We start from the raw sequence: 26,732 nt of genomic DNA on the forward strand, positions 1-26,732 counted from the left end.
CTACATCTGAATTAAACAAATATCCAAAATACTGGAATCTGGAGCACAACCATGAAAGTTTTCTACGACAAAGACTGCGATCTCTCCCTGGTCAAGGGCAAGACTGTTGCCATCATCGGCTACGGCTCGCAAGGCCACGCGCACGCGCAGAACCTGCATGAGTCCGGCGTGAAGGTCGTGGTCGGCCTGCGCAAGGGCGGCGCCTCGTGGAACAAGGCCGCCAACGCCGGCCTGGAAGTCAAGGAAGTCGCCGACGCCGTCAAGTCCGCCGACATCGTCATGATGTTGCTGCCCGACGAGAACATCGCCTCGGTCTACAACAAGGAAGTGCACGCCAACATCAAGCCCGGCGCCGCCCTGGCGTTTGCCCACGGCTTCAACGTGCACTACGGCCAAGTCGTGCCGCGTGAAGACATCGACGTCATCATGATCGCCCCGAAGGCCCCGGGCCACACCGTGCGCAACACCTACAAGCAAGGCGGCGGCGTGCCCCATCTGGTGGCCGTGTACCAGGACAAGTCGGGTGCTGCGCGTGACGTGGCCCTGTCGTACGCCAGCGCCAACGGCGGCGGCCGTGCCGGCATCATCGAAACCAACTTCCGCGAAGAAACCGAAACCGACCTGTTCGGCGAACAGGCCGTGCTGTGCGGCGGTACCGTCGAACTGATCAAGGCTGGTTTCGACACGCTGGTGGAAGCCGGCTACGCGCCCGAAATGGCGTACTTCGAGTGCCTGCACGAACTGAAGCTGATCGTCGACCTGATCTATGAAGGCGGCATCGCCAACATGAACTACTCGATCTCGAACAACGCCGAGTTCGGCGAGTACGAAACGGGTCCGAAGATCGTCACCGACGAAACCCGCAAGGCCATGCGCCAGTGCCTGACGGACATCCAGACCGGCGAATACGCCAAGAAGTTCATCCTGGAAAACACCGCCGGCGCTCCGACGCTGACCTCGCGCCGCCGCATCAACGCGGAATCGCAGATCGAGCAAGTGGGCGGCAAGCTGCGCGCCATGATGCCCTGGATCGCCGCCAACAAGCTGGTGGACAAGTCCAAGAACTGATCCATGCCACTGCGCGGGGCTTGCCCCGCGCAATCAGGGTCGAAGCGGCATGCCTGCGAGGGCATGCCGCTTTTTTTTTGCAGGCTTCCCGTCGATCGGCCGGGCACGCGGCTTGCTTCGCCCCGCAAGCGGGGCCAGATGGGTTAACCTTTCAGTGTTCGTTGTAAGTTATTGAGACCATGCCCAATTTTTCCATGCGCGATTCCGAGAACCGCCACCGCGGCATTTACCTGCTGCCCAACGCGTTCACCACCGCCGCACTGTTCGCGGGGTTCTATGCCGTCGTGCAGGCCATGAACGACCGCTTCGAAGTGGCCGCCATCGCCATTTTCGCGGCCATGGTGCTGGACGGCATGGACGGCCGGGTCGCCCGCCTGACCAACACCCAGTCCGCGTTTGGCGAGCAATACGACTCCCTGTCCGACATGACCTCCTTCGGCGTCGCGCCCGCGCTGGTCATGTACGAATGGATCCTGAACGACCTGGGCCGCTGGGGCTGGTTGGCCGCGTTCGTCTATGTCGCCGGCGCCGCGCTGCGTCTGGCGCGCTTCAACACCAACATCGCCGTGGTCGACAAGCGCTACTTCCAGGGCTTGCCCAGCCCGGCGGCCGGTGCGCTGGTGGCGGGCTTCGTCTGGCTGGCCGTGGACAACAAGCTGCCCATCCATGACAGCCTGATGGCCTGGGCGGCGTTCACGCTGACCATGTACGCGGGCATTTCCATGGTGTCGAACGCGCCGTTCTTCAGCGGCAAGAGCTTCGCCCTGGGCCGCAGCGTGCCGTTCTGGGGCATCCTGCTGGTAGTGGCCGTATTCGTTTTCGTGTCCAGCGATCCTCCGGTCGTGCTGTTCGGCCTGTTCGTGCTGTACGGCCTGTCGGGCTGGATCATGTGGGCCTGGCGCTGGAACCGCGCGCGCCGCCTGACGCAGGAACGCCGCAACCAATCTTCGTGATTGGCGGCAATCTTGAAAAACAAAACCCGCCGGATGGCGGGTTTTGTCTTTCAAGGGCGGGGGAATCAGCGCCACATGAACCGGTCGTCGTCGTACATGGGATCCGGGCCGGGATGGAAGTGCGTCAGCCTGTTGCCGTCGCGGCTCATGTACACGTACATCAGCGAGTTCCAGACCCCGTTTTCCTTGTAACGGTACGACCAGACCACCTCGCGCTTCTCGCCCAGGCCGGCTTCCTCGATGCGCGCGGGCGGGCCGAATTCGCAGCGCACGCGGTCGGGACCCCATTCGCCTTCGCTCAGCACCTTGAAATGCGCATCCGTCAGCAGCGGCACCACCTGGCCCACGCGCCCATCGGTGCCGACATTGGTACCCCAGGCATATTGGCCCATGGGCTGCTGCGTCCAGATCACGCGCCGTCCGCCATTGGCTTGCGGGCATTCGAAGTTGGGTTGGCCGAACTGGGTCAGCACGTCGGCGTAGGGCGTGCCGGGAGGAATCTGGGCCATGTTCGCGCAGGCGGCCAGCCCGGCCAATGCGGCGGCGGCCAGCACCAGGCGGGCGCCTTTGTAATATTTAGACATGTCATGCTCCTTACGTGGCATCGCGGCCTGCGGCGGGGCAGGCGGCCCTCATTGGGGTAATTCTAGCGAATCAGCTATAATCATCGAGCTTTATCAAGTGTATTGATCTTGCAACATCCTTTGCGCTGGCCGCAGAGCTGGTCCAGGTGCCAGGCCCCGGTGTCGAAACACCGCGTCCACACCCGGGTTCCAGGCTTCTGTTTGAGTCATCAATGGCAGCAGTGAGAAAGCGAATTCCGCCAGGTTCGCGCAAAATTTTTCCAAACCACGTCAGGGCGCCTCGGCCCTGTCGCATGTCCGAAGAGGTCATAAATGTCTGTAGCTGACATCAAGAAATCCGATATCGTCGCGCAATTCCAACGCGCTCAAGGCGATACCGGCTCCCCCGAAGTTCAGGTGGCTCTGCTCACCGCCCGCATCAACGAACTGACCGGTCACTTCAAAGAACACATGAAGGACCATCACTCGCGCCGCGGTCTGCTCCGTATGGTCAGCCGTCGCCGCAAGCTGCTCGACTATCTCAAGGGCCGCAATCCCGATTCGTACCGCGCACTGATCGAAAAACTCGGTCTGCGCAAGTGATCGACGGGGCTGGCTCCCCATGACGCAACCGTGGTCGGTGCGACGTATGTCGCGACGGCCACGGTTTTTCATTTGTAAGGAATAATCGTCATGTTCAACAAAGTGACAAAATCGTTCCAGTACGGCCAGCACACGGTCGTCCTGGAAACTGGCGAGATCGCTCGCCAGGCCTCCGGCGCCGTTGTGGTGTCGATCGAGGACACCGTCGTCCTGGCCACCGTCGTGGCTTCCAAGAAGGCCAAGCCGGGTCAAACGTTTTTCCCGCTGACCGTTGACTACATCGAGAAGACCTACGCCGCCGGCCGCATCCCGGGTGGCTTCTTCAAGCGCGAAGGCAAGCCCTCCGAGAAGGAAACGCTGACCTCGCGCCTGATCGACCGTCCCCTGCGCCCGCTGTTCCCCGAAGACTTCTACAACGAAGTCCAGGTGGTCATCCATACGCTGTCGGTCAATCCTGAAATCGATCCCGACATCCCCGCCATGATCGGCGCCTCGGCCGCGCTGGCCATCTCGGGCATCCCGTTCAACGGCCCGATCGGCGCCGCGCGCGTGGGCTACATCGATGGCCAGTACGCCATCAACCCGACCGCCTCGCAGCTGAAGTCGTCCAAGCTGGACCTGGTCGTCGCCGGCACCGAAAACGCCGTGCTGATGGTGGAATCCGAAGCCGACCAGCTGTCCGAAGAAATCATGCTGGGCGGCGTGGTCTACGGCCACCAGCAAATGCAGGCCGTCATCAACGCCATTCACGAACTGGTGAAGGACGCCGGCAAGCCCGATTGGGACTGGCAAGCGCCCGCCAAGGACGAAGCCCTGATCGCCGCGGTCACCGCCGCTGCCCAGGAAGGCCTGAACGCCGCCTACCAGATCCGCGAAAAGCAGGCTCGCACCACCAAGCTGCGCGAAGTGTCGGCTGACGTGTCGGCCAAGCTGGCTGCCGCCGCCGCCGAAAAGGGCGAAGCGGCGCCGGACGCCGTTGCTGTCGACAACATCATGTTCTCGCTGGAATCCGCCATCGTGCGCGGCCAGATCCTGAACGGCGAGCCCCGCATCGACGGCCGCGACACCCGCACCGTGCGTCCCATCAGCGTGCGTCTGGGCGTGCTGCCCCGCGCACACGGCAGCGCGCTGTTCACCCGTGGTGAAACCCAGGCGCTGGTCGTGGCCACGCTGGGCACCAAGCAGGATGAGCAGATCATCGACGCGCTCATGGGCGAGTACCGCGACCGCTTCATGCTGCACTACAACATGCCTCCGTTCGCCACCGGCGAAACGGGCCGCATCGGTGTGCCCAAGCGCCGCGAAATCGGCCACGGCCGCCTGGCCAAGCGCGCGCTGATCCCGCTGCTGCCGGCTCCGGAAGACTTCCAGTACACCATCCGCATCGTCTCGGAAATCACCGAGTCCAACGGCTCGTCGTCGATGGCTTCGGTCTGCGGCGGCTCGCTGGCCATGATGGACGCCGGCGTGCCGGTCAAGGATCACGTGGCCGGCGTGGCCATGGGCCTGATCCTGGACGGCGGCAAGTTCGCCGTGCTGACGGACATCCTGGGCGACGAAGATCACCTGGGCGACATGGACTTCAAGGTTGCGGGCACCGAGAACGGCGTCACCGCACTGCAGATGGACATCAAGATCCAGGGCATCACCAAGGAAATCATGCAAGTGGCGCTGGCTCAGGCCCGCGAAGGCCGCCTGCACATCCTGGGCAAGATGAAGGAAGCGCTGGACGGTTCGCGCGGCGAGCTCTCGGCTTTCGCTCCGCGCATGCTGACCATCAAGATCAACCCCGAGAAGATCCGCGACGTGATCGGCAAGGGCGGCGCCACCATCCGCGCGCTGACCGAAGAAACCGGCACGCAGATCGACATCTCCGACGACGGCACGATCGTGATCGCCAGCGTCGACGAAGCGCAGGCCAAGGAAGCCCAGCGCCGCATCGTCGAACTGACCGCCGACGTCGAAGTGGGCCAGATCTACGAAGGCGCCGTGCTGCGCCTGCTGGATTTCGGCGCCATCGTGCAAGTGCTGCCGGGCCGCGACGGCCTGCTGCACATCTCGGAAATCGCCAACTACCGCATCGCCAACATCAACGATGTGCTGAAGGTCGGCCAGCAAGTCCGCGTCAAGGTCATCGAGGCCGACGACAAGGGCCGCCTGCGCCTGTCCATCAAGGCCATCGGCGGCATCGAGCAGCAGCAATCCGCTGCGGCCCCCGAAGCCGCCCCGCAATCGGAACCGCAAGCTGAATAAGCCTGCTTGACCGGTAGTATGAAACGGCGCCTTCGGGCGCCGTTTTTCATGCGCCGGCCTGGGCCGCGACGGCCGGTCCTGATTCATCTTCTTGCTTCTTCAGACCCCGGACATCTCCCAACTGCGCTTACCTTCCTGTAAAGTCTTGCGCGAGAGCGAGGCCCCCCCTACCACGGAGGATGGCCCGCGCGACGTGGCAAAGAAGGGGGAAACGGATGGGCAAGGCATGACGGCGTGGGCCAGATCCGCCAGTGCCGCGGCGCTGCTTGCGGCCTTGCTGAGCGGCTGCATGAGCAGCCCCGCGCCGGGCAAGGGCGGTCCCAAGAGCGAAGACATGTCCGCCGACCAGTTCGGCCAGACCGACTTCAACCGCACCGTCACGCTGGAGGTGCGCGACAACCTGGCCAGCCTGTATGTCCTGCTGGACAAGCTCTACCGCCGCAATCCGCGCGAGTGGCGCAAGTCCGGCGCGCCCGATCTGGCCAAGGCGGTGTCGCTGGTCAAGCATTCCATCGAGGTCCGCGTCCCGCCCAAGGACCTGGCGGGGCTGCGCGATATCCAGATCCTGGCCGTGTCCCTGGACCCCAACTATTCGGGCGACCGGGTCGGCGCTTTCATCTACGGCCTGGCCGACACCATTATCGCGGCCCACAACGGCAAAACCCGCCTGTACGCCACCGACGCGCTGGACGGGCAGCGGGTCTACAATGCCGCACGGAACGTCGAGGCAGCCGCCTGGCTGCTGGCGTCGCGCCGCAATACCCAGGGCGAACCCTTGCTGCTGGCCAACGAAATGTCCCAGAACGCCACCAACCTCAGCTTTGAACGCGAATTCGGCGCCATCATCGGCCGCCTGGATCTGATCGCGAATCTGCTGGGCGAGAACACGCGGCGCATCGGGATCAACTACGCGCAGGGCCTGCTGCTGTTCAATTTCCTGCCGGTGCGCTAACAGGATTTCCATCGTGATCGATATCGCCTCCATTCAGACCGCCCGCGAGAATCTGCGCGGCCAGGTGCTGAAGACCCCGTTTACCCTGTCCCGCACGCTGTCCGACATCTTCGGCGCGGAGATCTGGCTGAAGTTCGAGAACCTGCAGTTCACGGCTTCGTTCAAGGAGCGCGGCGCGCTCAACCGCATGCTGACGCTGTCGGAAGAAGAACGCGCCAAGGGCGTGATCGCCGTGTCCGCCGGCAACCACGCGCAGGGCGTGGCCTACCATGCCCAGCGCATGGGCGTGCCGGCCGTGATCGTGATGCCGCGCTTCACCCCCACCGTCAAGATCGCCAACACGCGCCGCTTCGGCGCCGAGGTGGTGCTGGCCGGCGATACCTTCGACGACGCCAAGGCGCGCGGCTACGAGCTGGCGCAGGAGCGCGGCCTGATCATGATCCACCCGTACGACGACGAGGCGGTCATATCCGGGCAGGGCACGGTGGCGCTGGAAATGCTGGAAGACCAACCGCAGCTGGACACCCTGGTCGTCGCCATCGGCGGCGGCGGCCTGATCTCCGGCATCGCCACCGCGGCCAAGGCGCTCAAGCCCGGCATCGAGATCATCGGTGTGCAGACCGAGCGCTTCCCGTCCATGTACGCGGCCGTCAAGGGCGTGTCCATGCCACAGGGCGCGTACACCATTGCCGAAGGCATCGCTGTGAAGTCGCCGGGCGCGCTGACGCAGCCCATCGTGACGCAATTGGTCGATCGCCTGGAGCTGGTCAGCGAAAGCGATATCGAACACGCCATTGTGGTGCTGCTGGAAATCGAGAAATCGGTGGTCGAAGGCGCGGGCGCCGCAGGCCTGGCCGCGCTGCTGCGCGCGCAGGAAGAGGGCAGTGACCGCTACAAGGGCAAGCGCATCGGCCTGGTGCTGACGGGCGGCAACATCGACCCGCTGATGCTGGGCGAACTGATCGAGCGCGGCATGGTGCGAGCAGGCCGCCTGGCGCGTATTCGCGTGGACCTGCGCGACCTGCCGGGCGCGCTGGCACACGCCACCAAGCTCATCGCCGACGCGCAGGCCAACATCACCGAAGTGCACCACCAGCGCGCGTTCACGTCATTGCCGGTGCGCAATGTCGAGGTGGATTTCGTGCTGCAGACGCGCGGCCACGAGCACATCCAGGAAGTGATCGACATACTGAACGCGGCGGGCTTTGCCGCCAGCAACCACGACCACTGAGCGCGCCGGCGCGGTTCAGGCGGCGCCGTTCTGCGCGGCGTCGCGCGCCAGCAGGTTCTTCAGGCCGTACAGGCGCTCGCGGTGCAGTGTCGCCGACAGCGGCTCGGGCTCGCGCCCCAGCGCCACATAGTCCGCGGGCACCAGTGCCGCCGCCGCGCGGATGGCATCGGGCGCGGCCTGCCACCACTGCGTCAGCATGCGGTCGGGGTTGTAGACGTCCAGCCCCTGGCGCCGCAGTTCGGAACGATTGAAATCCTTCAGATTCCAGGTCAGCACCTGCACCACAGGCGGCTGCTGCAGGCCGCAGCGCGCGCGCCGCGCCAGGCCGGCCGCGATCACGTGGAAGTCCTTGGGATCGCTGTAGCGCAAGGACGCCTCGTAGACCTGGGTGTCCGTTTCGCGGGCGCCGGGAAAGCGCGCGTTCATGTCGTCCCAGAGTTCCATCATCACCTCCGGCGGGATCTCCCAGATGCGCGAGGCGTTGCGGCGCCATTCCTCGCCGATGCGGTCGGTCCAGACCGGCGTGTACACGCCGGCCTCGGCCAGCCTGAGCAGCAGGCGGCGCAGGATGCCGGACATGAGAACGCAGGCGTCGAGGACGATGAAGGGCGGGGGGGAGGAAGCGGCGGTCAAGTGAGGTCTGAAGCCCCGCCGGCGCATGGCGGGCGGGGCGGAAACGTGGAAAACGAGGCGCAAGAATAACTTTTTTGGAAGCGGCCCGGGGCCGGCTGCCGTGCGCAAGAGGGGCGGCAGGCTCTAACCGAGTTCGGCGCGCACCGCATTGCACAGGCTCACCAGGTTGCGCCGCGACACCAGGCACTGCTTGAGCGGGGTATCGATGGCGTAGAAATAGATATTGGCGAGAAAGCCATAGAGCCCCGCGTCCACGCTGCCCGGATTGGGGCCGAACATGAAGCCGTTGTCGCCCAGCAGGCTGGAGATGGCCTCCAGGTCGGCGATCCCGCGCGCATAGGCGTCTTCGGGGGCATAACGGCCTATGCCTTGGTAATGATAGCGCTGGAAGTTGTACTGGCGGGCGGCTTCCAGCTGCTCGGGTTTGACGTCCGGATGGGCGTCCAGCAGCGCCTTGCGGAAGATTGGCCAATAGCGGTCGTCGCGCCAGCGCGAATAGGACATGACCCAGTACAGATCGTCCAGCGCGCGGCGCACCAGCAGGTCCTGCCGCTGCTGCTCGGGCGTGAGGGAATCGTCGATGGTCAGTTCGTACTGGCGCTTCAGGTGGGCGATGATGGCGTCGCTGTCGCCGATGCGCAGATCGCCGTCGGCGATATAGGGCAGCTGGCCGCGCGGCGCGGACTGCACGTCCAGCGTATGCCGATGGTCGAACGGCAAGCGGCACAGCTTCAGGAAGGCGTAGATCTTCAGGCCGTAGGGGTTGTTGTCTTCCAGCCCATAGAGTCCGGGGTACGAATAGAGGGTGATCATGGCGCGCTCCCTGATTACCGGACTAGATTAGATCGGCGGGACGAATTTTGCGCGCTTCAGTTTGACGAGGCAGGCGTTCGCCGGTTTGCGACGAAGGGGGGACGCCTGTCCTGTGGCTGGGTGGTGCCCGAGACCGGAATCGAACCGGTACGGCCGCGAGGCCGAGGGATTTTCTTACCACTTCGGCTTTCGCCGCCAGCGCGGATGCGCTGTTCGTGGTCTGGAGCACGCCTTCACCATAGCCTTGCGGCCTTAGGTGCCCGCCGTCTGCTCTCTACACCTTCCCCGGCCATGCGGCCTGGGCTTGGCTCGGCGTTGGCTCGGAACGGGTCCAGGGCATTCGCCGAGTTTGACGGGCTACACCTTTGGAGTTTCCCCCAAAGGGCTCAAATTAGTTCAAGTCCCTTGTGTCTACCAATTTCACCACTCGGGCGTTGCACGGCCCCGGAAGGGCCGGCAGCGGGCGAGACTATACCATCCCGGGGCCAGAGGCCTGGATTACGGACTCCTGGCGATGGGGCGTTCAGGAGACGAAGCGCACGGCGGGGCGCGGGCGTTCGTCCACGGTCAGGGAAAAGACGTCGGGGCGCGAATAGTGGCCCACCACGTCGAAGTCGTAGCGGGCGCGCACCAGTTCCGCCGTGTCGACCTGGGCGGTCAGCAGGCCGGCCTTGCCGCGCAGCGGACCCGCCAGCACGTCGCCCAGCGGGCCGACGATGACCGAACCGCCGTTGATGAGCGGACGGTTGGCGTCCCAGCCAGGCACGTCCTGCCCCAGCTCGGCGGGCGAGGGCTGCACCTGGCAGGCGCTGACCACGAAGCAGCGGCCTTCATGCGCGATGTGGCGCATCGAGCACTGCCAGATGTCGCGTTCGTCCACGGTGGGCGCGCACCAGATCTCCACGCCTTTGGCGTACATGGTGGTGCGCAGCAGCGGCATGTGGTTTTCCCAGCAGATGGCGCCGCCGATGCGGCCGGCCTCGGTGTCGACGACCGGCAGCGTCGAGCCGTCGCCCTGGCCCCAGATCAGGCGTTCGGTGCCGGTGGGCATGAGCTTGCGGTGCTTGGCGGCCAGGCCGGTCGCGGGTTCGAAGAACAGGGCGGTGCAGTACAGCGTGTTGCCGCCGCGTTCGATCACGCCCACCACCAGGCTGGCTCCGGTGCGCTGCGACAGGGCGGCGAGCGCCTCGGTTTCGGGACCGGGCACGTCGATGGCGTTGTCGTAATAGCGGGCGTAGGCTTCGCGGCCTTCGGGCAGGCGGTAGCCCAGGCGGGTGCCGAAGATCTCGCCCTTGGGATAGCCGCCCAGCAGCGCCTCGGGCATGACCACGAGCGAGGCGCCAGAGGCGGCGATCTCGCCTTCGTAGGCGAGGATGTCTTCCAGGGTGCGGGCGCGGCCTTCGGGGGAGGAGCCGATCTGCAGGGCGGCGACGGTTTTCGTGGTCATGGCGAGGGTCTCGGGAACGTGGCAACGGGGCTTCAGTGTCCGGCCGGCCCTAAAATCAATCAATCCTGGTTAGAGATAAATGATATGAACCAGATTGATATCGAGTCGGCCGACCTCAACCTGCTCAAGGTCTTCGAGGCCATCTATGACGAGGGCGGCGCGGGGCGCGCGGCGCTACGCCTGGGCGTAACGCAGTCGGCGGTCAGCGCGGCGCTGGGCCGTCTGCGCGCGCTTTACGGCGATCCGCTGTTCACGCGCACCGGCAGAGGGCTGACGCCCAGCCTGCGGGCGCGCGAACTGCGGCCTGTCATCGGCGAAGCCCTGGACAAGTGCCGTCAGAGCCTGTCGCTGGCGTGGCCGGGCGCGGCGGGCTTCGTCGGCCGCTCGGTCACGCTGGGCCTGTCGGACGATTTTGAGATCGCGCTAGGGAGGGACGCGATCCGCGCCCTGGCGGACAGCGCGCCGGGCCTGCGCATCATTTTCCGGCAGACCCACAGCCGCCTGGCCGCCGACATGCTGATGGCGCGCGAGGCCGATCTGGTGATCGCCTCGGGCGGATTGACCACGCAGGCCTTGCAGCGCGTGACGGTCGGACAGGGCGGCTATGCCTGCCTGCTGGACCCCGCCAGCCTGGCGCCGGGCCAGACCTCGCTGTCGCTGGAGGAATTCGTCCGCCGCCAGCACATTCTGGTGTCGTCCGGCGGCTTCATCGGCGTGGTGGATGAAGTACTGCATGGGCTGGGACTGACGCGCCAGGTGCAGGCATCGACCACGCATTTTTCGGCGCTGGCGTTTCTGCTGCCAGGCAGCGATGCCCTGTCGACCTTGCCCGCGCACGCGGCGCGCGGCCTGGCCGCGGCCTCCGGCCTGCGCATGCTGCCGTGCCCGGTGGCGATGCCGGGCTATGCCATCGAAATGGGTTGGCGCGCCGACGCCTTGCGGGATGAGGCGGTGGCCGTGGTCAGGCGCGGTTTGCTGACTTTGCTGAATGGCTATGAATGGGAGCGCGCCGCCTAGGCGCGCGGCCTAATTGCGCCGGAACAACCGGCTCAGCAGGCCGCGCGGCGCGGCGGCGGCCTGCTCCGCGGCCAGGGCGTTGTCCAAGGACAGTTCCTGGTACTGGGGCTTGCCGTTCTGTTGATAGGAGGCGGCAGCCTGGCGATAGGCCATGGCGGATTCCGCGTGGCGCTTCATTTCACTGTAGGCTTGGCCGCGCGAAAATAGCGCCCAGCTGCGATAGTCTGGATCGATCGCGATCAGCCGGTCGCAGGCAGTCAGCGCCTCGTCGTGGCGCTTGGCGGCGATCAGCGCGTTGATCCGTTCGGCGTGCAGGGCGCCGTCGTCCGGCCAGCGCGCCATGGCGCGATCGGCGTCGGCCACGGCCTCGTCCGCGCGGCCCAGATGGGTCAGCGCTTCGATGCGGGCGCGGCGCCACTTCAGCCAGTCCGGATCCAGCGAGATTGCCACTTCGGACAACGGCAGGGCTTCGTCATGGCGTTCCAGTCGGTTCAGCATGTCGGCCGCGTTGCCGGGCAGGAAGTCGTTGTCGGGCGCCAGTTCGTAGCCCTGCAGGTAGTACGCCAGCGCTTCATCCCAGTTGCGCTGGTCGCGTTGCGCGTTGCCGGCCACGAACAGCAGTTGGGCGTCGCCGCAGTTCATTGGGTCCAGTCCTTGCAGCGCGTGTTCGGCCAGCTCCGGATCGCCGCTGCGCACGTATTCGCGCGCCTGCTCCCTGCGGCCCTCCCAGCCGCTGTCCGAAAGCGCGTCCAGATGCCGCCATAGCGGCGCGGCTTCGTCCGCGCGGCCCAGCCGGTGCAGGGACCGCGCCTTGCCTTCCAGGGGCCAGTCCCAGTCGGGCTCGCGCCGTAGCAGGCTGGTCCATTCCTCGACGGCATCCGCGTGGCGTTCCAGCGCCTGCAGGCACGAGGCGCGGTTGTGCTGGATGGCGTTCTGCTCGCCCAGGATGGCGCGGGCGCGGTCGAACATTGCGATGGCGTTGTGCAGGTCGCCCAGGCTGCGGTAAGTGTTGCCGGCGTCGTACAGGAACATGCCGTTGCCCGGCGCCAGCGAGGTCGCGCGCCGGAAATGGGGCTCGGCTTCGGCGTGTCGCCCGGCGTTGGCCAGGTTGGACGCGATATAGCAATGCGGCGCGCCGGCGGATGGGCGCAATTGCGCGGCGCGGGTCCAACACTGGATGGCCTGGTCCAGCTGGCGGTCGTTGATCAGCAGATAGGCCTGCGCCATCAGCAGCCCGAAGTGCGAAGGCGTGCGTTGCAGGGCATCGCGCAGGACGCGCCAGGCTTCCTGTCGTTCGCCGGCGTTGTAGCGCGTGGTGGCCTGGACGCGGATGGCGTCGGCGCAATGCGGGTCCAGGGTCAGCGCCCGATCCAGGTCGGCCTGGCGCGCAGCGTGGGCGCCGCGCTTGTCGTGATAACGGGCGCGCAGCGCCCACAGGAGGGCCGAGGCGGGCTGTTCGCGCAACCCTTGTTCACACAGCGCCAGCATTTGCGCGTGCTCGTCGCCGTCGTCGGCGCGATGGATGGATTCGATCAGGGCGGACATGCGCGGGATTCCGTGGGGTAGGGCTAGGGCGCCGAGGCGCCGGCTTCGTGGCGGCAGCTGTAGGGACGGTCGGCGCGCGGGATGTCGTCGCTGCCGCACTGCCACCGGCGGATGCCGCCGCCTTTCTTTTCGGAACGCAGTTCGGGCAGGTAGACGAGATGCTTGCCGCCGAGCGTGGGCCCGTCCGCGGCGCCGGGGTCGCCAGCGATGGTGAAGCGCAGCACGCCGTTGACCGGATTCAGGCTTAACGCGCTGAAGCCGCTGCTGTTCAATGATTCCTGGGTGACGCCGAGCGCCGCCATGTCCGGGGCGTAGGCCCCGGTGCGCCGGTAGTGGTTTTCGGCCAGCATGCGTACGGGTTGCGACACCAGGTCCAGGCGGATCACCTCGGCGCGCAGGGGATTGTCTTCCTGCTTGGGCTCCATGACGATGGCGCCGACGATCATGCCGCCCGCGACCAGCGCCAGCACGCCGAGCACGATGAAGATGAACTTGCCCGCCCCCGTGATGGAGCGGGTCTTGGCGATGGCGGGCCGGATGGCGCGCGGGTCCGCCTGGCTGGAGACCACGTAGGTGCCGGAGATCCAGTTGTGCATGGCGCGTTCGCCGAAGATGGTCCGCTGGATGCGGTAGAAGATGCCGGGCAGCGCGATGTTCAGCACGTACTTCATCAGGTGCCGCCAACTGGCGCGCAGGACGCCAGGGTGATCGCCATTGCGGTTCACGACGCGCAGCTTCAGCACCCGCTTGCCTGGGGATCCGCCGGCCCAGGCGTCCATCAGGGCCGGCAGCATCAGGCCGATGAAACCGGCGGCCATGGCCAGCAGGACGGGGCGCGCAGCGCCGGCCAGGGATTCGTAGGTCAGATTGGCGGCGGTGCTGAATCCGATCATGGCCGTGACCATCACGGCGGCGTCGATCGCGGTGGCGCCAAGCCGCGGCCAGATGCCGGGGAAGACCGGGGCATTGCCGGCGCGGGCCGGGGCGGCCTTGGCGGTCTTCGCAGCCTTCGCGGCAGGCGCGGCCGCGGTGGGGGCGGCCAGCGGCGCATTGCAGCTGAAGCACTGGGTGTTGGAGGCCGGATTCTGCCAGTTGCAGCGGGGGCATTGCATGGGCGGCGGTGGCGGCCTGGAAATGCCGCAAGAGCGTGGGGAGTGCGGATGTTACCGGGAAAACCCCGATCCCAGGACGCTGCCACTAAGCACGACACTTCCCGCCATGAAGCCCGTCCAGCCCCTTTCGCCGCATCCTCGCGATATCGATCCCGTCTCCCTGCGCCTGTTCCTCGCGGCGCTGGAGGAGGGCAGCCTGGCGCGCGCCGCCGCCCGCGAGAACATCGTCCCTTCCGCCGTCAGCAAACGCATGTCGGAAATGGAGGACGCCTTCGGCGTGCCACTGCTGGAGCGTGGGGTCAAAGGCGTGCAGCCCACGCCCGCGGGCAATGCCCTGGCCACGCACGTGCGCATGGTGCTGCAGAGCATGGACCGCATGCGCCGCGAAATGGCGGGCTTTGCGACCGGCGTGCGCGGCAGCATCCGGCTGGCGGTCAGCGTGGCGGCGCTGTCCGGCGAACTGCCGGCGCAGATCCAGTCCTTTCGCCGCGCCTATCCCCAGATCGATATCTCGCTGGAAGAAGGCACCACGCAGGAGGTGTTCCGCGCGGTGCTGGACGGTCAGGCCGACGTGGCGGTGGGTTCCGATTTCGGCCATGACGGTTTGCAGGTCTTTAATTGCGGCCGCTGCGACCTGGCGGCGGTGGTGCCTGGCCAGCATCTGCTGGCCGACCGCGACACGCTGGACTACGCGCAGCTGCTGCCCTTCGAGCAGATCGAACTGAACCGCGACAACGGCATCAGCGCGGTGTTCGAGCAGGCGGCGCAGGATGCGGGCGTGGCGCGGCGCATCAGCGCGCGGGTCAGCTCGCACGAAACCATCTGCATGCTGGTGGCGCGCGGCATGGGCGTGGCAGTGGTGCCCATGTACCTCAAGGCGCGCCACGCCAACCTGGACATCCGCTTCATTCCGCTTTCTGGAGCCTGGTCCAGCACTTCCTTGTGCATCGCCGTGCTGGGGTTGGACGCCTTGCCGCCCGCGGCCCGCGTGCTGTTGGCGCATCTGGGCGTGGCGGACGCCGCCTGAAACGACAGGGCTCAGGGCTTTCCCGGACGTTCCCAAACGAGAATGCCCCCGTGCTGAAAGAGCGCTACCCGCTGATCCGGCTTGCCGCCGATGATGGGGGCATGGGGCGGCGGCATGCATCGATCTTGCCACCGCCTGTTTTTCAGCGCATCAGGCCCGAGGATATGCAGATGGCAGCAACACCGGCTTCACCCTTCATGGACCACTCCGAGTTGCCGCTGCGCGGCATCAAGGTGCTGGAGCTGTCCCACATGATCATGGGCCCGGCGGCCGGCCTGGCGCTGGCGGACCTGGGAGCCGAAGTCATCAAGGTGGAGCCGATCGAAGGCGACCGCACCCGGCGCCTGAAAGGCTCGGGCAGCGGCTACTTCCCGGTCTTCAACCGCAACAAGCAAAGCCTGGCGATCGACCTGAAGGCAAGCGCAGGGCAGGCCGTGGTGCGCCAGCTGGCCTTGCAGGCGGACATGGTGGTGGAGAATTTTCGCGACGGCAGCCTGGCCCAGTACGGGCTGGACTATGAGTCGCTGTCGGCCGAGAACCCCGGGCTGATCTACGTATCGCTCAAGGGCTTTCTGTCCGGTCCCTACAAGCAGCGCACCGCGCTGGACGAAGTGGTGCAGATGATGGGCGGGCTGGCCTACATCAACGGCGGCGCGGACTCGCCCCAGCGCGTGGCGGCCTCGGTCAACGACATCCTGGGCGGCACCTTCGGCGTGGTGGGCGCGCTGGCGGCGCTGCACGACCGCCACGCCACGGGGCGCGGCAGGCACGTGCGCTCCGGCCTGTTCGAGAACAATCTGCTGCTGGTCGCGCAGTTCATCGCGCAGTACCAGCTGACGGGCGCCGCGCCCAAGCCCATGGGGGCGGAACGCCGGCCGCCCTGGGGCGTGTACGACGTGTTCGAGACCGCCGACGGTCGCGTGTTCGTCGCCGTGGTGGGCGATGCGCAATGGCGCAACTTCGCGCAGAAATTCCTGCCGCCCGAATGGGCCGCCGATCCGCGCCTGGCCACCGCCGTCGACCGCGAGGCAGCGCGGCCCTGGCTGGTGCCGGGCGTGGGCGAGATCCTGAAGACCTGGAAGACCGACGAACTCTGCGCGGCCTTGGAAGCCGCCGGCCTGTCGTACGGCCCGATACGCCAGCCGCACGACCTGCTGGACGACGCGCATCTGAACGCCGGCGGCGCGCTACTGAAGACCCGGCTGCCGGACGGCGGGGAGATATCCGCGGCGGCGTTGCCTATCGAGTTCGACGGCCTGAAGGCCGGCAAGCGTTCCGATCCGCCGCGGCAGGGCGGCGACACGCAGGCCATCCTGCAGGGTCTGGGCTGGGATGCCGCGCGCGTCGAGGCCCTGCGCAGCGCAGGCGTCATTGCATGAACGGGCGGTAGCGCCCGATATCGGTCGAGGCGGCGCAGACCGCCAAGACTTCCATCGAAGAGGAGACAAGATGATCCGCAAACTGTTCGCGGTGGCCGCGCTGGCCGCCGCCTGTGCCGCACACGCCCAGGACTACCCCAGCAAGCCCATCCGCATCATCATCCCGTCCACGCCGGGCGGGGGCACCGACTACATCGGTCGCCTGATGAGCACCAAGTTGCATGAACTCAACGGCTGGTCCGTCATCCCCGAGAACAAGCCGGGCGCGGGTACGGCGCTGGGCCTGGCCGAAGCGGCGCGTTCGCCTGCCCAGGGTTACGACCTGGTAATCGGCCAGTCCGACAACGTCACCCTGATTCCGCTGCTGATGAAGGTATCGTACGACCCGGTCAAGGACCTGGCCCCGGTGGCGTTGGTGGCCACCACGCCCATGGTGCTGCTGGTGTCGGACAGCTCGCCCTACAAGACGCTGCCCGAAGTGATCGACGCCGCCAAGAAGGATCCGAACAAGATCTCCTATGGCACCTCGGGCACGGGCGGCGGCGTGCACATCGCCATCGAAATGCTGCAGCACGCGGCCGGCTTCAAGATGCAGCACGTGCCGTACAAGGGCTCGGCGCCGGCGCTGGCGGACCTGATGGGCGGGCATCTGCAGTTCGCGGGCTCTTCGATCTCGTCGGCGGCCACGCTGATCAAGTCCGGCAAGGTGCGCGCGCTGGCGGTCACCTCCCCCAAGCGCAATCCGGCGCTGCCGGAGGTGCCCACGGTCGCGGAGCTGGGCTACAAGGATTTCAGCGTGGTGACCTACTACGGCGTGCTGGCTCCGGCCAAGACGCCGCCCGCCATCGTGTCGCGCCTGAACAGCGACTTCAACAAGCTGCTGGCGCGCAAGGACGTGCAGGAGGCGCTGGCCGCGCAAGGCCTGGAAACCGATCCGGTGTCCACCGAACGGTTTGCCGCGCTGATCAATTCGGATATCGCCAAGGCGCGCCAGACCATCGAAAGCGCGGGCATCGTGGTGCAGCAGTAGGCGGGCCGGGAAAAGGACAGCACATGAACCAGGAAATCAGGCTTTGCGAAGTGGGTCCGCGCGACGGGCTGCAGATGGCCAAGGGCATGATGTCCGCGGCCGATAAGCTGCGCTGGATCCGGCAGCTGGCCGATGCCGGCCTGCGCGAGATCGAGGCGGGCAGCTTCGTGTCGCCGCGGTTGGTGCCGCAGATGGCCGATACGGGCGCCGTCCTGCCCGAGGTCCTGAAGATCGACGGGCTGACCGTCGTCGCTCTGGTCTGCAACCTCAAGGGCGCCATTGCCGCCTACGAGGCAGGCGCGCACGCGCTGTCGTTTCCCGTCTCGGTCAGCGACACGCATAGCCGCGCCAACGTGGGCAAGGGCACCGACGCGCAGGTGGAGGTGATGGCCGCCATTGTCGATTGGGCGCGGGCACAGCCGCGGCCCATGCGCATCGATGCGGCGGTCGCCACCGCCTTCGGCTGTTCGCTCGAAGGCGCGGTGCCGGTGCGCCGTGTCGCGCAGGTGGCCGCCGCCGCCGCGTTGGCAGGCGCAGACGAGATCGCGCTGGCAGACACCGTGGGCTATGCCCATCCGGCGCTGGTGCGCGATGCGGTGCGCGCCGCGCAGGACGCCGTGGGCGCGCGGCTGGTCAAGCTGCATCTGCACGACACGATGGGGCTGGGCCTGGCCAATGCGCTGGCCGGGCTGGACGAGGGCATCCGCGCCTTCGATTCCTGCCTGGGCGGCTTGGGCGGCTGCCCCTTCGCGCCTGGCGCGTCGGGCAACATCGTTACCGAAGACCTGGTCTTCATGCTGGAAAGCATGGGCTACCGCACGGGCGTGGATCTGTCGCGGCTGTTGCAGGCGCGGCCCTTGCTGGCCCAGGCGCTGCCGCAGGAAAGCCTGCGCAGCGGCGTGGCCGCCGCTGGCATACCGAAGACCTATCGGGCGCGCGTCCCGGTCTAGCGCAAGTCCGGGAAAGGGGGCGGCGCTAGCGGTAGACGATCACCGGCAGCGTCGAATGCGCCATCACCTTCTGCGTCTGGCTGCCCAGCAGCACGGCCGCCAGCCCGCCATGGCCGCGCGAGGCCATGGCGATCAGGTCGCAGCCTTGCGTCATGGCGATATCGATGATGGTCTGCGCCGGGTTATTGCTTTCGCGCATTTCGGTGGTGCAGGACACGCCGGCGGCGGTGGCCTGCGCGGCCGCTTGCGACAGGTACGACCTGGCGAGCTCCTTGGCCTCGCGCTCATACTCCGTATGCACCCCTTCCAGATGCACCGTTTCCATGGAAGTGGGGCGGTAGGCGCTGTACACCGTCAGCACCGTGACGCTTGCGCCCAGGGCGCTGGCCAGGCCCAGTCCTTGCGCCAGGCCGGCATATGAGCGTTCGGATCCGTCGATGGGGATGAGTATGTGCTTGTACATGACTACCTCCTGAGGGTGGGGAGGGCGGCGCGAGTGCGCGCGGCCCTAGGAGCGTGAACAGCGGCTGTCCTCATACTACGCCTTGTGGCGGCTCTCGGCGAATCGCGAGGAAAATGCGCTGGGCGCGGCCGGCGCACCCATGGCGGCGGCACGGACCGTACCTACCGCGTCGCCATCCCGCTACCTACACTTCCTCCTGAAGCCTTATTTGCGCAGCGCGGCTGCAAGGGAGGGAGTAGTGAGCGGAACGGTTTACCTGGTTGGCGCCGGTCCGGGCGATCCCGAGCTGCTGACGGTGCGCGCCTTGCGGCTGTTGCAGCAGGCCGATGCCGTGGTCTGTGACCGGCTGGTGGGCGCCGGCATCCTGCCCCTCATCAATCCCGCCGCACAATTCCATGACGTCGGCAAGATGGTGGGCGACTGCCGGCATCGGCAGGAAGACATCCATCAGTTGCTGTTGGCGCTGGCGGGGTCTTGCTCCCGCGTCGTGCGCTTGAAGGGCGGTGATCCGTTCATTTTCGGCCGGGGCGGCGAAGAACTGCTGTTCCTGTCCCGGCATGGCGTACCGGTTGAGGTCGTGCCGGGCATCAGCGCCGCCAATGGCTGCGCGGCAGCGTTGGGCATTCCTTTGACGCATCGGGGCCTGGCGGCCAGCGTGCGTTTCATCACGGGCCATCTGCGGGACGATGCTGGTCTTGAACTGGACTGGAGTTCGCTGGTCGATCCCACCTGTACCCTGGTGTTCTACATGGGGGTTGCCAACGCCGCCGAGATCGTCGCGTCCTTGCAGCGGCATGGGCGTGGCGGCGATACGCCGGCCGCGCTGGTTCATTCCGGCACCACCGAAGCCCAGGACTGGACGGTGGCCCCCTTGCGCCAGATTCCGCAGCTGGTGGCCGGCTTCAAGCCGCCCACGCTGCTGGTGGTCGGCGACGTGGTACGTCTGGCGCAGCGGGCATGGTCCGCCGCCGCGGCGGGACAGCTGCTGTTGCGTGACACGGCCGAGCCATGCGCCCCGGTCGCGGCCTGACATGCCTGGCGCTGGCCTGTTGGACGGGGCTGGGCGCGGCGGCGGGCCAGGTGCAGGCGGCGCCGGACCTCGATCCCGCCGATCGGCAGCGGCTCATCCACCTGGTGCGGCAGGACTGCGGCTCCTGCCATGGATTGCGCCTGAGTGGCGGCCTGGGGCCGGCGCTGACGCCGCAAGCGCTTGCCGGCAAGCCGCCGGCCTATCTCGAACAGGCGATTCTGCGGGGCCTGCCGGGGACCGCCATGCCAGGGTGGGGCGGCGTGCTTGCGCCCGATGAAGCCACCTGGATCGCCGCGCGCCTGCTCCAAGGCTTTCCTGAGGAATAGAGGATTCATGAAACTGCGACTCCTGCTTGTCCTGGCCGCCGTTGCGCTGGCCGGCTGCGCAGCGGCTACCGACCCGCGCGGCACCAACGACCTGGGCATGGTGATCGAGCGTGCCGATGGCGCCGTCTCCATCGTCGAAACCAGCGGACAGACCCGGCTGGCGCGGGTCGAAGGGCTGGGCGATCTTTCCCACGCGCACATCGCCTATTCCCGCGATGGCCGCTACGGCTACGTCTTCGGCCGCGACGGCGGGCTGAGCAAGGTGGATCTGCTGCGGAGGCGCTTGGACCGCCGCATCATCCAGTCCGGCAATGCAATCGGCGGCGCCATTTCGCAGGACGGCCGGCTGATCGTGGTGCAGAACTACACGCCTGGCGGCATCAAGGTATTCGATGCCCAGACCTTGCGCCAGATCAGCGAAGTGCCGGCCGAGTATGTGCCGGGCAAGCGTTCCAAAGTGGTCGGCTTGGCGGACCTGCCCGGACAGAAGTTCGCCTACGCGCTGTTCGACGCGGGCGAGATCTGGATCACCGATCTGTCGGACCCCGCCCGCCCGGCCACGCAGCGCTATGAGGCCGGCCGTCAACCCTACGATGCGCTCGTCACCCCTGACGGCCGCTATTACATCGCCGGGCTGTTTGGCGAGGATGCGCTGGCCATGATGGACCTCTGGCATCCGGAGGCTGGCGTGCGCAAGATCCTGCAGGGCTATGGGCGCGGCGAGGAAGCGCTGCCGGTCTACAAGATGCCCCATCTGCGAGGCTGGAGCGCGGCGGGCGGCCGGCTGTTCCTGCCCGCCATCGGCAGGCACGAGGTGCTGGTGGTGGATACCGCCACCTGGCAGGAAACCGGCCGCATCGCCACGTTGGGCCAGCCGGTGTTCGTCATGGCGCAGCCCGATGGCCGCCGTGTCTGGGTCAACTTCGCGGTGCCCGACAACGGCCAGGTGCAGGTCATCGACACCGACACCCTGGCCGTGGTCCGGACGCTGGCGCCGGGCCGCGGCGTGCTGCATATGGAGTTCACGCCGCGCGGAGAGGCGGTATGGCTGTCGGCACGCGACGATGACCGGGTCGTGGTGTACGACACCCGGACGCTGCAACGCGGCGCCACGCTCGACATTCCCAAGCCCAGCGGCATTTTCTTCACCAACAGGAGCGGCCGCATTGGATTCTGAGCTGTCCGCTACCGATTTGCGTCTGCTCGATGGCTGGCAGCGCGACTTCCCGCTGGTCTCGCGCCCCTACGCCTTGCTGGCCGAGCGCGTCGGCCTGGATGAAGACACGGTGCTGGCGCGTTTTCGCCTGTGGCAGCGAGCGGGCGCGGTGAGCCGGATCGGCCCGGTGCTGCACCAGTCCTGTTTCGCCAGCGCGCTGGTGGGCATGCGGGTGCCGGCCGGCCGCGTGGATCAGGTCGCCGCCTACGTCAGCAGTCTGCCGCAGGTCAATCACAACTACGAGCGCGAGCATGCGCTGAACCTGTGGTTTGTGGCCGCCTGCCGCACGCCTGGCGCGTTGGCGCGCTTGCTGGCGCGGATCGGGCAAGACACCGGCTGCGAGCCGCTGGCCTTGCCCATGGAGGCCGAGTACCACATCGACTTGGGTTTCAGCCTGAGTACGCCACAACAACGCGCAGCGCCGCAGCGCGGCGGCAGTCCAGCCGCGCTGCCGCCCGCCGGCAGCGCGCAAGAGGTCTTGCTCCACGCCGTGCAGAATGGGTTGGACCTTTGCGCGCAACCCTATCGCCGGTTGGGGCTGCCGGCGGGGCTGGATGAAGACGAGACGCTGCGCCTGCTGGAGCGCTGGCTGCGTGCAGGCCTGTTCCGTCGCTTCGGCGTGGTGCTCAGGCATCGCCAGCTGGGTTTTCGCGCCAATGCGATGTGCGTCTGGAACGTGGACGACGCGCGGGTGGATGCGCTGGGGGAGCGGCTGGGTGCCGAGCCCGGCGTCACGCTCTGCTACCGGCGCACGCGGCGCTTGCCGCAGTGGCCCTACAACCTCTTCTGCATGATCCACGGCAAGGAGCGGGAAGCGGTGCGGGCGCTGCGCGATGCCATCGCCGGCCGGCTCGGACTGAATGCCTGGCCGCATGCGGTGCTGTTTTCGACCAGGTGCTTCAAGCAGCGCGGCGCGAGGTTCGTGCCGGAAGAGGCGGCGCATGGTTAGGCCCAAGAACATTGCCGCGAGCGTGCCGCTGGCGCTGGACGCTGCCGACCGCAAGCTGATCAACCACCTGCAGGGCGGCTTTCCCATCAGCCCGCGTCCGTTCGCGGACGTCGCGCGGGCGCTGGGGCTGGACGAAGACGCCGTGATCGCGCGCGTGGCCCGCTTGCGCGAGTGCGGCGCGTTGAGCCGCTTCGGCCCGCTGTTCCAGATCGAGCGCGCTGGCGGTGCGTACTGCCTGGCGGCGATGGCCGTACCGCAGGCGCAATGGGAGCGGGTCGTGGCTCTGGTCAACCGCCGGATCGAGGTTGCGCACAACTACCGCCGCGAGCATGCGCTGAACATGTGGTTCGTGCTGGCGGCGGCTGATCCCGCCGATGTGGCTGCCTGTTTGCGCGCGATCGAACAGGAGACGGGCCTGCCCGTGCTGGCGTTTCCGAAGGAACGCGAGTACTTCCTTGAAATGAAGCTGGAGGTCTGAGATGGACGCAGCCGGCCTGACTCCGTTCGAACTGTCCCTGGTCCACGCCACGCAGGACGGGCTGCCGATCCGGCGGGATCCGTACCGGGCCGTGGCCGAGCGGCTGGGCGTCACCGAAGCCGAGGTGATGGCGCATTTGCGCGACATGCTCGCGCGCGGCGTGATACGGCGCATCGGCGTGGTGCCCAACCACTACGCGCTGGGATTCGTGGCCAACGGCATGACGGTCTGGGATGTGGACGACGGCCAGATCGACGCCGTGGGAGCCTGGCTGGGCCAGCGTGCGGAAGTAAGCCATTGCTACCGGCGTCCCCGGCATCCGCCGCTGTGGCGCTACAACCTCTACGCCATGCTGCACGGCGCCGACCGCGCGGCGGTGCTGGCGCGCATCGATGAAGTCGCCGAGGCCTTGGAAGCGCGCTTTCCGGACGCCCTGCGTGCGCGCGACGTGCTGTTTTCCTCGGCCATCCTGAAAAAGACCGGCCTGCGCCTGAAAGACGGCCGTGGGCCGGACGCATAGCGAGGAATTCCGCATGTTCCGCATCTCTGCCTTCGTCTCCGAACTGCTGCGCCCCACGCCGCTCGCGCCTCGCCGGGGGCCGGCCGGACCCGTGGTGATCTGGAACCTGATCCGGCGCTGCAATCTGCATTGCCGGCATTGCTACTCCGCTTCGGTCGACAGGGACTTTGCCGGCGAACTGGACTACGCCGAGGTCTGCGCGGTCATGGACGATCTGCATGCCCACGGCGTCAGGGCGCTGATCCTGTCTGGCGGCGAACCGCTGCTGCGGCCGGACATTTTCGAGATTGCGCGCCGGGCCAAGGCCATGGGCTTTTACGTAGGCCTGTCGTCCAACGGCACCCTGATAGACCGGCGCAACATCGAGTCCATCGCCGGCTGCGGCTTCGACTACGTGGGCATTTCACTGGATGGCCTGGGCGCGACGCACGACCGCTTCCGGGGCGAGGCGGGTGCGTTCGATGCCTCGCTGGCAGGCATCCGGCTGTGCCGGGACCGCGGCCTGAAGGTCGGCATCCGCTACACCATGACCCAGGGCAACGCCGACGATCTTCCTGGGCTGCTGGCACTGCTGGACGCCGAGAATGTCGACCGCTTCTACTTTTCACACCTGAACTACGCGGGCCGCGGCGGCCGCAATCGGGGCGAGGACAGTCACCACCGCATGACGCGGGCGGCCATGGAGCGGATCTTCGAGACCTGCCTGGAACATGCCGTGGCCGGCAAACCCCGTGAGTTCACGTCCGGCAACAACGATGCCGACGGCGTGTTCTTCCTGCACTGGGTGCGTCGACGGTTCCCGCAGCGCGCGCCGCATATCGAGGCCAGGCTGCGCCTGTGGGGCGGCAACGCCAGCGGCATGAACGTCGCCAACATCGACAACCGGGGCAATGTCCACGCCGACACCATGTGGTGGCACTACACTCTGGGAAACGTGCGCCTGCGGCCCTTCTCGGAGATCTGGTCGGATCCCGCCGAACCCTTGCTCAAGCTGCTGCGGCTGCGGCCGCGGCCCGTCAAGGGACGCTGCGCAGGCTGCGCCCACCTGGACATCTGCAATGGCAACACCCGTATCCGTGCGCAGAAGCAGTCGGGCGACCTCTGGGCCGAGGATCCCGGCTGTTATCTGACCGAAGACGAGACAGGAGTGTGAATGGAATTCCCGCCCAACCCGGTGAATGCGGAAGACGCATCGCTGCAACGCGCCTGGCAACTGTTCGATGGGTACAACCGGCGCGATCCCAATCTGGTCTCCTGGAATGGCGCGATGCAGCCGCGCGAATGGCTGCACGCCCAATTCCTCCAGGGCTGGGTGGCGAAGCTGGCCCCGCGGGCCGGCGCTGCCTTGCGCCTGGCCGCCCGCTGCCAGCACATCGGCCGCTGGGAGGTCCCGCGCGAGGCCTGTCCGGCCGGCAGGACAGGCTATCTGCAATGGCGCAATACGCTCAAGGAACATCACGCGAACGTCGCTGCCAGGCTGCTTGCCAGCGCAGGCCATGACGCGCAAACCATACAGGCGGTGCTGAAGATCATCCGCAAGCAGGGCATCAAGCGCGATGCCGACGTGCAATGCATGGAGAACGCGCTGTGCTTGGTGTTTTTGGAGCACCAGTACGAGGAATTCTGCGAGCGTTATCCGGACAAGGTCGTCGCGGTGCTGCAGAAGACCTGGCACAAGATGGACGAAGCCGGCCGGCAGGCGGCCGCGTCGCTGTCCTTCAGCGAGCGGGGCCAGGCTTATCTGGCGGCTGCGCTGGCGGGCGGCGAGGAAGCCGGGAACGCAAGTTCCTGATCGCGGCGCTGGTCTGGGGCCGGATGGCTACAGTACGCTGCATGCCACGCCGCAAGCCAGCATTCGTCGCGCCAGCAGCTTCGGGTCATGGGCGGTTCCCAGCAGCAGGACGGCGCGTTGGCCCGCCTGCACCTGACGGGCCAGCCAGTCCAGTCCCGCGCCCGTGGCTACGGTCGCGTCGGGCTGCAGGCCCGGACCTTTCAACTCGATCCTCGTCGCGTCCCGCCGCGCCTTGTCCAGGATGGCCGGATTGACCGCCGGCACGTGCGCAACCAGGTCGGCCTGGTTCAACAGGCGCAAGGCGCGCAGGGTCAACAGGTCGGCGGGGCCGTCGGCGGCCGCCAATATCGTCGCGCTGCCTGCGCGGGGCAGGGTATCGGCCTGCATCGCGGCTTCCAGGGCCAGACCGGCCTGCCTGCCGTCTCCCGCCGCCAGCAACGAGGGCAGCGGACCGTCCAGCATCCAATCGTAGAAGTCGCGGCGTTGGTCCAGGTTGCGGAAGCGCGCAACGATGCGGTTGCGGTAGCGCGCCGCAAGCCGGGCCAGATCTCCAGTGCTTTCGTCGAGCAAGGCTTCCAGCCGTTCGCGGATGCGCCGCGCCAGCACGGGCGCACAGCCCCCTGACGAAATCGCCACCACCAGCGGGGAGCGGTCCAGGATGGCGGGCACTTGTATCGTCGAAAGAACGGGGTCGTCGACCACGTTGCAGGGAATGCGGCGCGCAACCGCCGCCGCGGCAACCGCCTGGTTCGTGCCGCCGTGATCGGTCGCGGCCACCGCCAGCCAGGCGCCGTCCAGGCAGGCCGGCGAGAAGACCTCCGGCACATGCTGGAACTGGTCCTGGTCCGCGGCTGCGCGCAGCCAGGACGTCAGGGCCGGCGCCGCCACGGCAACGGCGGCGCCGGCCCTGAGCAGCAGCCTGATCTTGCGTTCGGCCACCGCTCCGCCGCCCACCACGACCACCCGCCGGCCGGCCAGGTTGAAGTACACGGGGAAGAGCATCGCGGATGGTGTATTCATGGCGCGCTGCTCCCTTACTTGCGGCTGGAGAAGTACTGGGCCAGCTCCTGGATGGCTTCGGGACTCAAGGGCTCTGCCATGGAACTCATGACCGGGTCATTACGTTCCCGGGTCTTGAAGGCATTGAGCTGTTTAACCAGATACTCGGTTTTCTGCCCCGCAAGATTGGGGTACAGGCCGACGGCGCTGATGCCGTCCGCGCCATGGCAGGAGGCGCATAACGGCAGCATGGCGGAGACGCGGGGCGAGAGCGTGTCGGGATTGCCGCCGGCGACCAGGGCGGGCTGCCCGTCGGCGGCCAGCGCGTGCGCGGCGGCCTGGGACAGCAGCAGCGCCGTGAGTATGCGGAATAGCGTTTTCAT

28 protein-coding genes are annotated in these 26,732 nt (G+C 67.1%); 19 read left to right on the top strand and 9 right to left on the bottom strand.

Going from position 1 to position 26,732, the window contains the following annotated elements:
- The first annotated feature begins 51 nt into the window (after positions 1 to 51).
- Together ilvC and pssA are read left to right on the top strand one after the other, a co-directional pair.
- On the top strand, positions 52 to 1,068 hold the full coding sequence (gene ilvC / locus ACM1PE_RS02030) for a ketol-acid reductoisomerase (protein ID WP_013391929.1): 1,017 nt from the start codon (positions 52 to 54) through the stop codon (positions 1,066 to 1,068).
- 179 nt (positions 1,069 to 1,247) lie between these two features.
- Positions 1,248 to 2,021 carry a CDP-diacylglycerol--serine O-phosphatidyltransferase gene (gene pssA / locus ACM1PE_RS02035; protein WP_059373830.1) on the top strand — a complete coding sequence of 258 codons (774 nt, stop codon included), beginning with the start codon at positions 1,248 to 1,250 and terminating at the stop codon, positions 2,019 to 2,021.
- A 65-nt stretch (positions 2,022 to 2,086) separates the two neighbouring features.
- Here pssA and ACM1PE_RS02040 read toward each other — a convergent pair whose 3' ends face one another.
- Positions 2,087 to 2,605, bottom strand: coding sequence for a hypothetical protein (locus ACM1PE_RS02040; RefSeq protein ID WP_419342468.1), 519 nt, complete (start codon positions 2,603 to 2,605; stop codon positions 2,087 to 2,089).
- Between the two features lie 312 nt (positions 2,606 to 2,917).
- On the opposite strand from ACM1PE_RS02040, the gene rpsO reads away from it, so the two are divergent.
- The 4 genes from rpsO to ACM1PE_RS02060 all read left to right on the top strand — a co-directional run bounded on the left by rpsO (position 2,918) and on the right by ACM1PE_RS02060 (position 7,623).
- On the top strand, positions 2,918 to 3,187 hold the full coding sequence (gene rpsO, locus ACM1PE_RS02045; RefSeq protein ID WP_006223612.1) for a 30S ribosomal protein S15: 270 nt from the start codon (positions 2,918 to 2,920) through the stop codon (positions 3,185 to 3,187).
- A 90-nt stretch (positions 3,188 to 3,277) separates the two neighbouring features.
- Entirely contained in the window at positions 3,278 to 5,440 is a 2,163-nt protein-coding gene (gene pnp, locus ACM1PE_RS02050) for a polyribonucleotide nucleotidyltransferase (RefSeq protein ID WP_059373832.1), read from the top strand.
- Between the two features lie 289 nt (positions 5,441 to 5,729).
- Complete coding sequence (locus tag ACM1PE_RS02055) at positions 5,730 to 6,392, top strand: hypothetical protein (RefSeq protein ID WP_410469166.1); 663 nt, start codon at positions 5,730 to 5,732, stop codon at positions 6,390 to 6,392.
- A 13-nt stretch (positions 6,393 to 6,405) separates the two neighbouring features.
- Positions 6,406 to 7,623: a threonine ammonia-lyase gene (locus tag ACM1PE_RS02060; RefSeq protein WP_059373834.1), complete on the top strand. Its 1,218-nt coding sequence runs from the start codon at positions 6,406 to 6,408 to the stop codon at positions 7,621 to 7,623.
- A gap of 15 nt (positions 7,624 to 7,638) precedes the next feature.
- Here ACM1PE_RS02060 and ACM1PE_RS02065 read toward each other — a convergent pair whose 3' ends face one another.
- The 3 genes from ACM1PE_RS02065 to ACM1PE_RS02075 all read right to left on the bottom strand — a co-directional run bounded on the left by ACM1PE_RS02065 (position 7,639) and on the right by ACM1PE_RS02075 (position 10,516).
- Positions 7,639 to 8,202: a PIN domain-containing protein gene (locus ACM1PE_RS02065; RefSeq protein ID WP_419343811.1), complete on the bottom strand. Its 564-nt coding sequence runs from the start codon at positions 8,200 to 8,202 to the stop codon at positions 7,639 to 7,641.
- Positions 8,203 to 8,379: 177 nt separating this feature from the next.
- On the bottom strand, positions 8,380 to 9,069 hold the full coding sequence (locus tag ACM1PE_RS02070; protein WP_059373836.1) for a glutathione S-transferase family protein: 690 nt from the start codon (positions 9,067 to 9,069) through the stop codon (positions 8,380 to 8,382).
- Positions 9,070 to 9,592: 523 nt separating this feature from the next.
- Positions 9,593 to 10,516, bottom strand: a complete 924-nt coding sequence (locus ACM1PE_RS02075) for a carbon-nitrogen hydrolase family protein (RefSeq protein ID WP_306633979.1) — start codon at positions 10,514 to 10,516, stop codon at positions 9,593 to 9,595.
- A gap of 84 nt (positions 10,517 to 10,600) precedes the next feature.
- On the opposite strand from ACM1PE_RS02075, the gene ACM1PE_RS02080 reads away from it, so the two are divergent.
- Complete coding sequence (locus ACM1PE_RS02080) at positions 10,601 to 11,533, top strand: LysR substrate-binding domain-containing protein (protein WP_306633977.1); 933 nt, start codon at positions 10,601 to 10,603, stop codon at positions 11,531 to 11,533.
- 9 nt (positions 11,534 to 11,542) lie between these two features.
- On the opposite strand, the gene ACM1PE_RS02085 is transcribed toward ACM1PE_RS02080, so the two are convergent.
- Positions 11,543 to 13,078: a tetratricopeptide repeat protein gene (locus tag ACM1PE_RS02085; protein ID WP_419342469.1), complete on the bottom strand. Its 1,536-nt coding sequence runs from the start codon at positions 13,076 to 13,078 to the stop codon at positions 11,543 to 11,545.
- Positions 13,079 to 13,101: 23 nt separating this feature from the next.
- Positions 13,102 to 14,190: an RDD family protein gene (locus ACM1PE_RS02090; RefSeq protein ID WP_419342470.1), complete on the bottom strand. Its 1,089-nt coding sequence runs from the start codon at positions 14,188 to 14,190 to the stop codon at positions 13,102 to 13,104.
- 106 nt (positions 14,191 to 14,296) lie between these two features.
- On the opposite strand from ACM1PE_RS02090, the gene ACM1PE_RS02095 reads away from it, so the two are divergent.
- The 4 genes from ACM1PE_RS02095 (at position 14,297) to ACM1PE_RS02110 (ending at position 18,576) form a co-directional block, all read left to right on the top strand.
- Positions 14,297 to 15,217 carry a LysR family transcriptional regulator gene (locus ACM1PE_RS02095; RefSeq protein ID WP_059375554.1) on the top strand — a complete coding sequence of 307 codons (921 nt, stop codon included), beginning with the start codon at positions 14,297 to 14,299 and terminating at the stop codon, positions 15,215 to 15,217.
- Between the two features lie 170 nt (positions 15,218 to 15,387).
- Complete coding sequence (locus tag ACM1PE_RS02100) at positions 15,388 to 16,596, top strand: CaiB/BaiF CoA transferase family protein (RefSeq protein ID WP_419342471.1); 1,209 nt, start codon at positions 15,388 to 15,390, stop codon at positions 16,594 to 16,596.
- 70 nt (positions 16,597 to 16,666) lie between these two features.
- On the top strand, positions 16,667 to 17,626 hold the full coding sequence (locus ACM1PE_RS02105; RefSeq protein WP_059375549.1) for a Bug family tripartite tricarboxylate transporter substrate binding protein: 960 nt from the start codon (positions 16,667 to 16,669) through the stop codon (positions 17,624 to 17,626).
- A gap of 23 nt (positions 17,627 to 17,649) precedes the next feature.
- A complete protein-coding gene (locus ACM1PE_RS02110) occupies positions 17,650 to 18,576 on the top strand; it encodes a hydroxymethylglutaryl-CoA lyase (RefSeq protein WP_419342472.1) in 927 nt (308 codons plus the stop codon).
- 25 nt (positions 18,577 to 18,601) lie between these two features.
- On the opposite strand, the gene ACM1PE_RS02115 is transcribed toward ACM1PE_RS02110, so the two are convergent.
- Entirely contained in the window at positions 18,602 to 19,039 is a 438-nt protein-coding gene (locus ACM1PE_RS02115) for a universal stress protein (protein ID WP_059375544.1), read from the bottom strand.
- A gap of 238 nt (positions 19,040 to 19,277) precedes the next feature.
- On the opposite strand from ACM1PE_RS02115, the gene cobA reads away from it, so the two are divergent.
- From cobA to ACM1PE_RS02155, 8 genes are read left to right on the top strand one after another with little or no spacing between them, the layout of a single operon-like run.
- A complete protein-coding gene (cobA, locus tag ACM1PE_RS02120) occupies positions 19,278 to 20,069 on the top strand; it encodes a uroporphyrinogen-III C-methyltransferase (RefSeq protein ID WP_419342473.1) in 792 nt (263 codons plus the stop codon).
- Positions 20,048 to 20,395 carry a c-type cytochrome gene (locus ACM1PE_RS02125; RefSeq protein WP_419342474.1) on the top strand — a complete coding sequence of 116 codons (348 nt, stop codon included), beginning with the start codon at positions 20,048 to 20,050 and terminating at the stop codon, positions 20,393 to 20,395. Before cobA ends, ACM1PE_RS02125 begins: the two co-directional genes overlap by 22 nt.
- A 7-nt stretch (positions 20,396 to 20,402) precedes the next feature.
- Positions 20,403 to 21,572, top strand: a complete 1,170-nt coding sequence (locus tag ACM1PE_RS02130; protein ID WP_419342475.1) for a cytochrome D1 domain-containing protein — start codon at positions 20,403 to 20,405, stop codon at positions 21,570 to 21,572.
- Positions 21,562 to 22,560 carry an AsnC family transcriptional regulator gene (locus tag ACM1PE_RS02135; RefSeq protein ID WP_419342476.1) on the top strand — a complete coding sequence of 333 codons (999 nt, stop codon included), beginning with the start codon at positions 21,562 to 21,564 and terminating at the stop codon, positions 22,558 to 22,560. Before ACM1PE_RS02130 ends, ACM1PE_RS02135 begins: the two co-directional genes overlap by 11 nt.
- Positions 22,553 to 23,038: an Lrp/AsnC family transcriptional regulator gene (locus tag ACM1PE_RS02140; protein WP_419342477.1), complete on the top strand. Its 486-nt coding sequence runs from the start codon at positions 22,553 to 22,555 to the stop codon at positions 23,036 to 23,038. The genes ACM1PE_RS02135 and ACM1PE_RS02140 overlap by 8 nt, the downstream gene beginning before the upstream one ends.
- Before the next feature lies 1 nt (position 23,039).
- On the top strand, positions 23,040 to 23,558 hold the full coding sequence (locus ACM1PE_RS02145; protein ID WP_251877625.1) for an Lrp/AsnC family transcriptional regulator: 519 nt from the start codon (positions 23,040 to 23,042) through the stop codon (positions 23,556 to 23,558).
- 13 nt (positions 23,559 to 23,571) lie between these two features.
- On the top strand, positions 23,572 to 24,711 hold the full coding sequence (gene nirJ, locus ACM1PE_RS02150; RefSeq protein ID WP_419342478.1) for a heme d1 biosynthesis radical SAM protein NirJ: 1,140 nt from the start codon (positions 23,572 to 23,574) through the stop codon (positions 24,709 to 24,711).
- Entirely contained in the window at positions 24,712 to 25,350 is a 639-nt protein-coding gene (locus tag ACM1PE_RS02155) for a DUF4202 domain-containing protein (protein ID WP_419342479.1), read from the top strand.
- Between the two features lie 27 nt (positions 25,351 to 25,377).
- Here ACM1PE_RS02155 and ACM1PE_RS02160 read toward each other — a convergent pair whose 3' ends face one another.
- Both ACM1PE_RS02160 and ACM1PE_RS02165 read right to left on the bottom strand, forming a co-directional pair.
- On the bottom strand, positions 25,378 to 26,370 hold the full coding sequence (locus ACM1PE_RS02160; protein WP_419342480.1) for a precorrin-2 dehydrogenase/sirohydrochlorin ferrochelatase family protein: 993 nt from the start codon (positions 26,368 to 26,370) through the stop codon (positions 25,378 to 25,380).
- A 14-nt stretch (positions 26,371 to 26,384) separates the two neighbouring features.
- Positions 26,385 to 26,732 (bottom strand): c-type cytochrome, encoded by a 348-nt coding sequence (locus ACM1PE_RS02165; RefSeq protein ID WP_118931727.1) that lies wholly within the window; start codon positions 26,730 to 26,732, stop codon positions 26,385 to 26,387.

This window comes from Achromobacter sp. PD1 (assembly GCF_048541815.1).
GTDB lineage: Bacteria > Pseudomonadota > Gammaproteobacteria > Burkholderiales > Burkholderiaceae_B > Achromobacter > Achromobacter bronchisepticus_A.

Bases quoted from the DNA above. Each gene is read 5' to 3' on its own strand.
- ilvC (WP_013391929.1), top strand. From the start codon at position 52: ATGAAAGTTTTCTACGACAAAGACTGCGATCTCTCCCTGGTCAAGGGC.
- pssA (WP_059373830.1), top strand. From the start codon at position 1,248: ATGCCCAATTTTTCCATGCGCGATTCCGAGAACCGCCACCGCGGCATT.
- ACM1PE_RS02040 (WP_419342468.1), bottom strand. From the start codon at position 2,605: ATGTCTAAATATTACAAAGGCGCCCGCCTGGTGCTGGCCGCCGCCGCA.
- rpsO (WP_006223612.1), top strand. From the start codon at position 2,918: ATGTCTGTAGCTGACATCAAGAAATCCGATATCGTCGCGCAATTCCAA.
- pnp (WP_059373832.1), top strand. From the start codon at position 3,278: ATGTTCAACAAAGTGACAAAATCGTTCCAGTACGGCCAGCACACGGTC.
- ACM1PE_RS02055 (WP_410469166.1), top strand. From the start codon at position 5,730: ATGAGCAGCCCCGCGCCGGGCAAGGGCGGTCCCAAGAGCGAAGACATG.
- ACM1PE_RS02065 (WP_419343811.1), bottom strand. From the start codon at position 8,202: ATGTCCGGCATCCTGCGCCGCCTGCTGCTCAGGCTGGCCGAGGCCGGC.
- ACM1PE_RS02070 (WP_059373836.1), bottom strand. From the start codon at position 9,069: ATGATCACCCTCTATTCGTACCCCGGACTCTATGGGCTGGAAGACAAC.
- ACM1PE_RS02075 (WP_306633979.1), bottom strand. From the start codon at position 10,516: ATGACCACGAAAACCGTCGCCGCCCTGCAGATCGGCTCCTCCCCCGAA.
- ACM1PE_RS02080 (WP_306633977.1), top strand. From the start codon at position 10,601: ATGAACCAGATTGATATCGAGTCGGCCGACCTCAACCTGCTCAAGGTC.
- ACM1PE_RS02085 (WP_419342469.1), bottom strand. From the start codon at position 13,078: ATGTCCGCCCTGATCGAATCCATCCATCGCGCCGACGACGGCGACGAG.
- ACM1PE_RS02090 (WP_419342470.1), bottom strand. From the start codon at position 14,190: ATGCAATGCCCCCGCTGCAACTGGCAGAATCCGGCCTCCAACACCCAG.
- ACM1PE_RS02095 (WP_059375554.1), top strand. From the start codon at position 14,297: ATGAAGCCCGTCCAGCCCCTTTCGCCGCATCCTCGCGATATCGATCCC.
- ACM1PE_RS02100 (WP_419342471.1), top strand. From the start codon at position 15,388: ATGGCAGCAACACCGGCTTCACCCTTCATGGACCACTCCGAGTTGCCG.
- ACM1PE_RS02105 (WP_059375549.1), top strand. From the start codon at position 16,667: ATGATCCGCAAACTGTTCGCGGTGGCCGCGCTGGCCGCCGCCTGTGCC.
- ACM1PE_RS02110 (WP_419342472.1), top strand. From the start codon at position 17,650: ATGAACCAGGAAATCAGGCTTTGCGAAGTGGGTCCGCGCGACGGGCTG.
- ACM1PE_RS02115 (WP_059375544.1), bottom strand. From the start codon at position 19,039: ATGTACAAGCACATACTCATCCCCATCGACGGATCCGAACGCTCATAT.
- ACM1PE_RS02125 (WP_419342474.1), top strand. From the start codon at position 20,048: ATGCGCCCCGGTCGCGGCCTGACATGCCTGGCGCTGGCCTGTTGGACG.
- ACM1PE_RS02130 (WP_419342475.1), top strand. From the start codon at position 20,403: ATGAAACTGCGACTCCTGCTTGTCCTGGCCGCCGTTGCGCTGGCCGGC.
- ACM1PE_RS02140 (WP_419342477.1), top strand. From the start codon at position 22,553: ATGGTTAGGCCCAAGAACATTGCCGCGAGCGTGCCGCTGGCGCTGGAC.
- ACM1PE_RS02145 (WP_251877625.1), top strand. From the start codon at position 23,040: ATGGACGCAGCCGGCCTGACTCCGTTCGAACTGTCCCTGGTCCACGCC.
- nirJ (WP_419342478.1), top strand. From the start codon at position 23,572: ATGTTCCGCATCTCTGCCTTCGTCTCCGAACTGCTGCGCCCCACGCCG.
- ACM1PE_RS02155 (WP_419342479.1), top strand. From the start codon at position 24,712: ATGGAATTCCCGCCCAACCCGGTGAATGCGGAAGACGCATCGCTGCAA.
- ACM1PE_RS02160 (WP_419342480.1), bottom strand. From the start codon at position 26,370: ATGAATACACCATCCGCGATGCTCTTCCCCGTGTACTTCAACCTGGCC.
- ACM1PE_RS02165 (WP_118931727.1), bottom strand. From the start codon at position 26,732: ATGAAAACGCTATTCCGCATACTCACGGCGCTGCTGCTGTCCCAGGCC.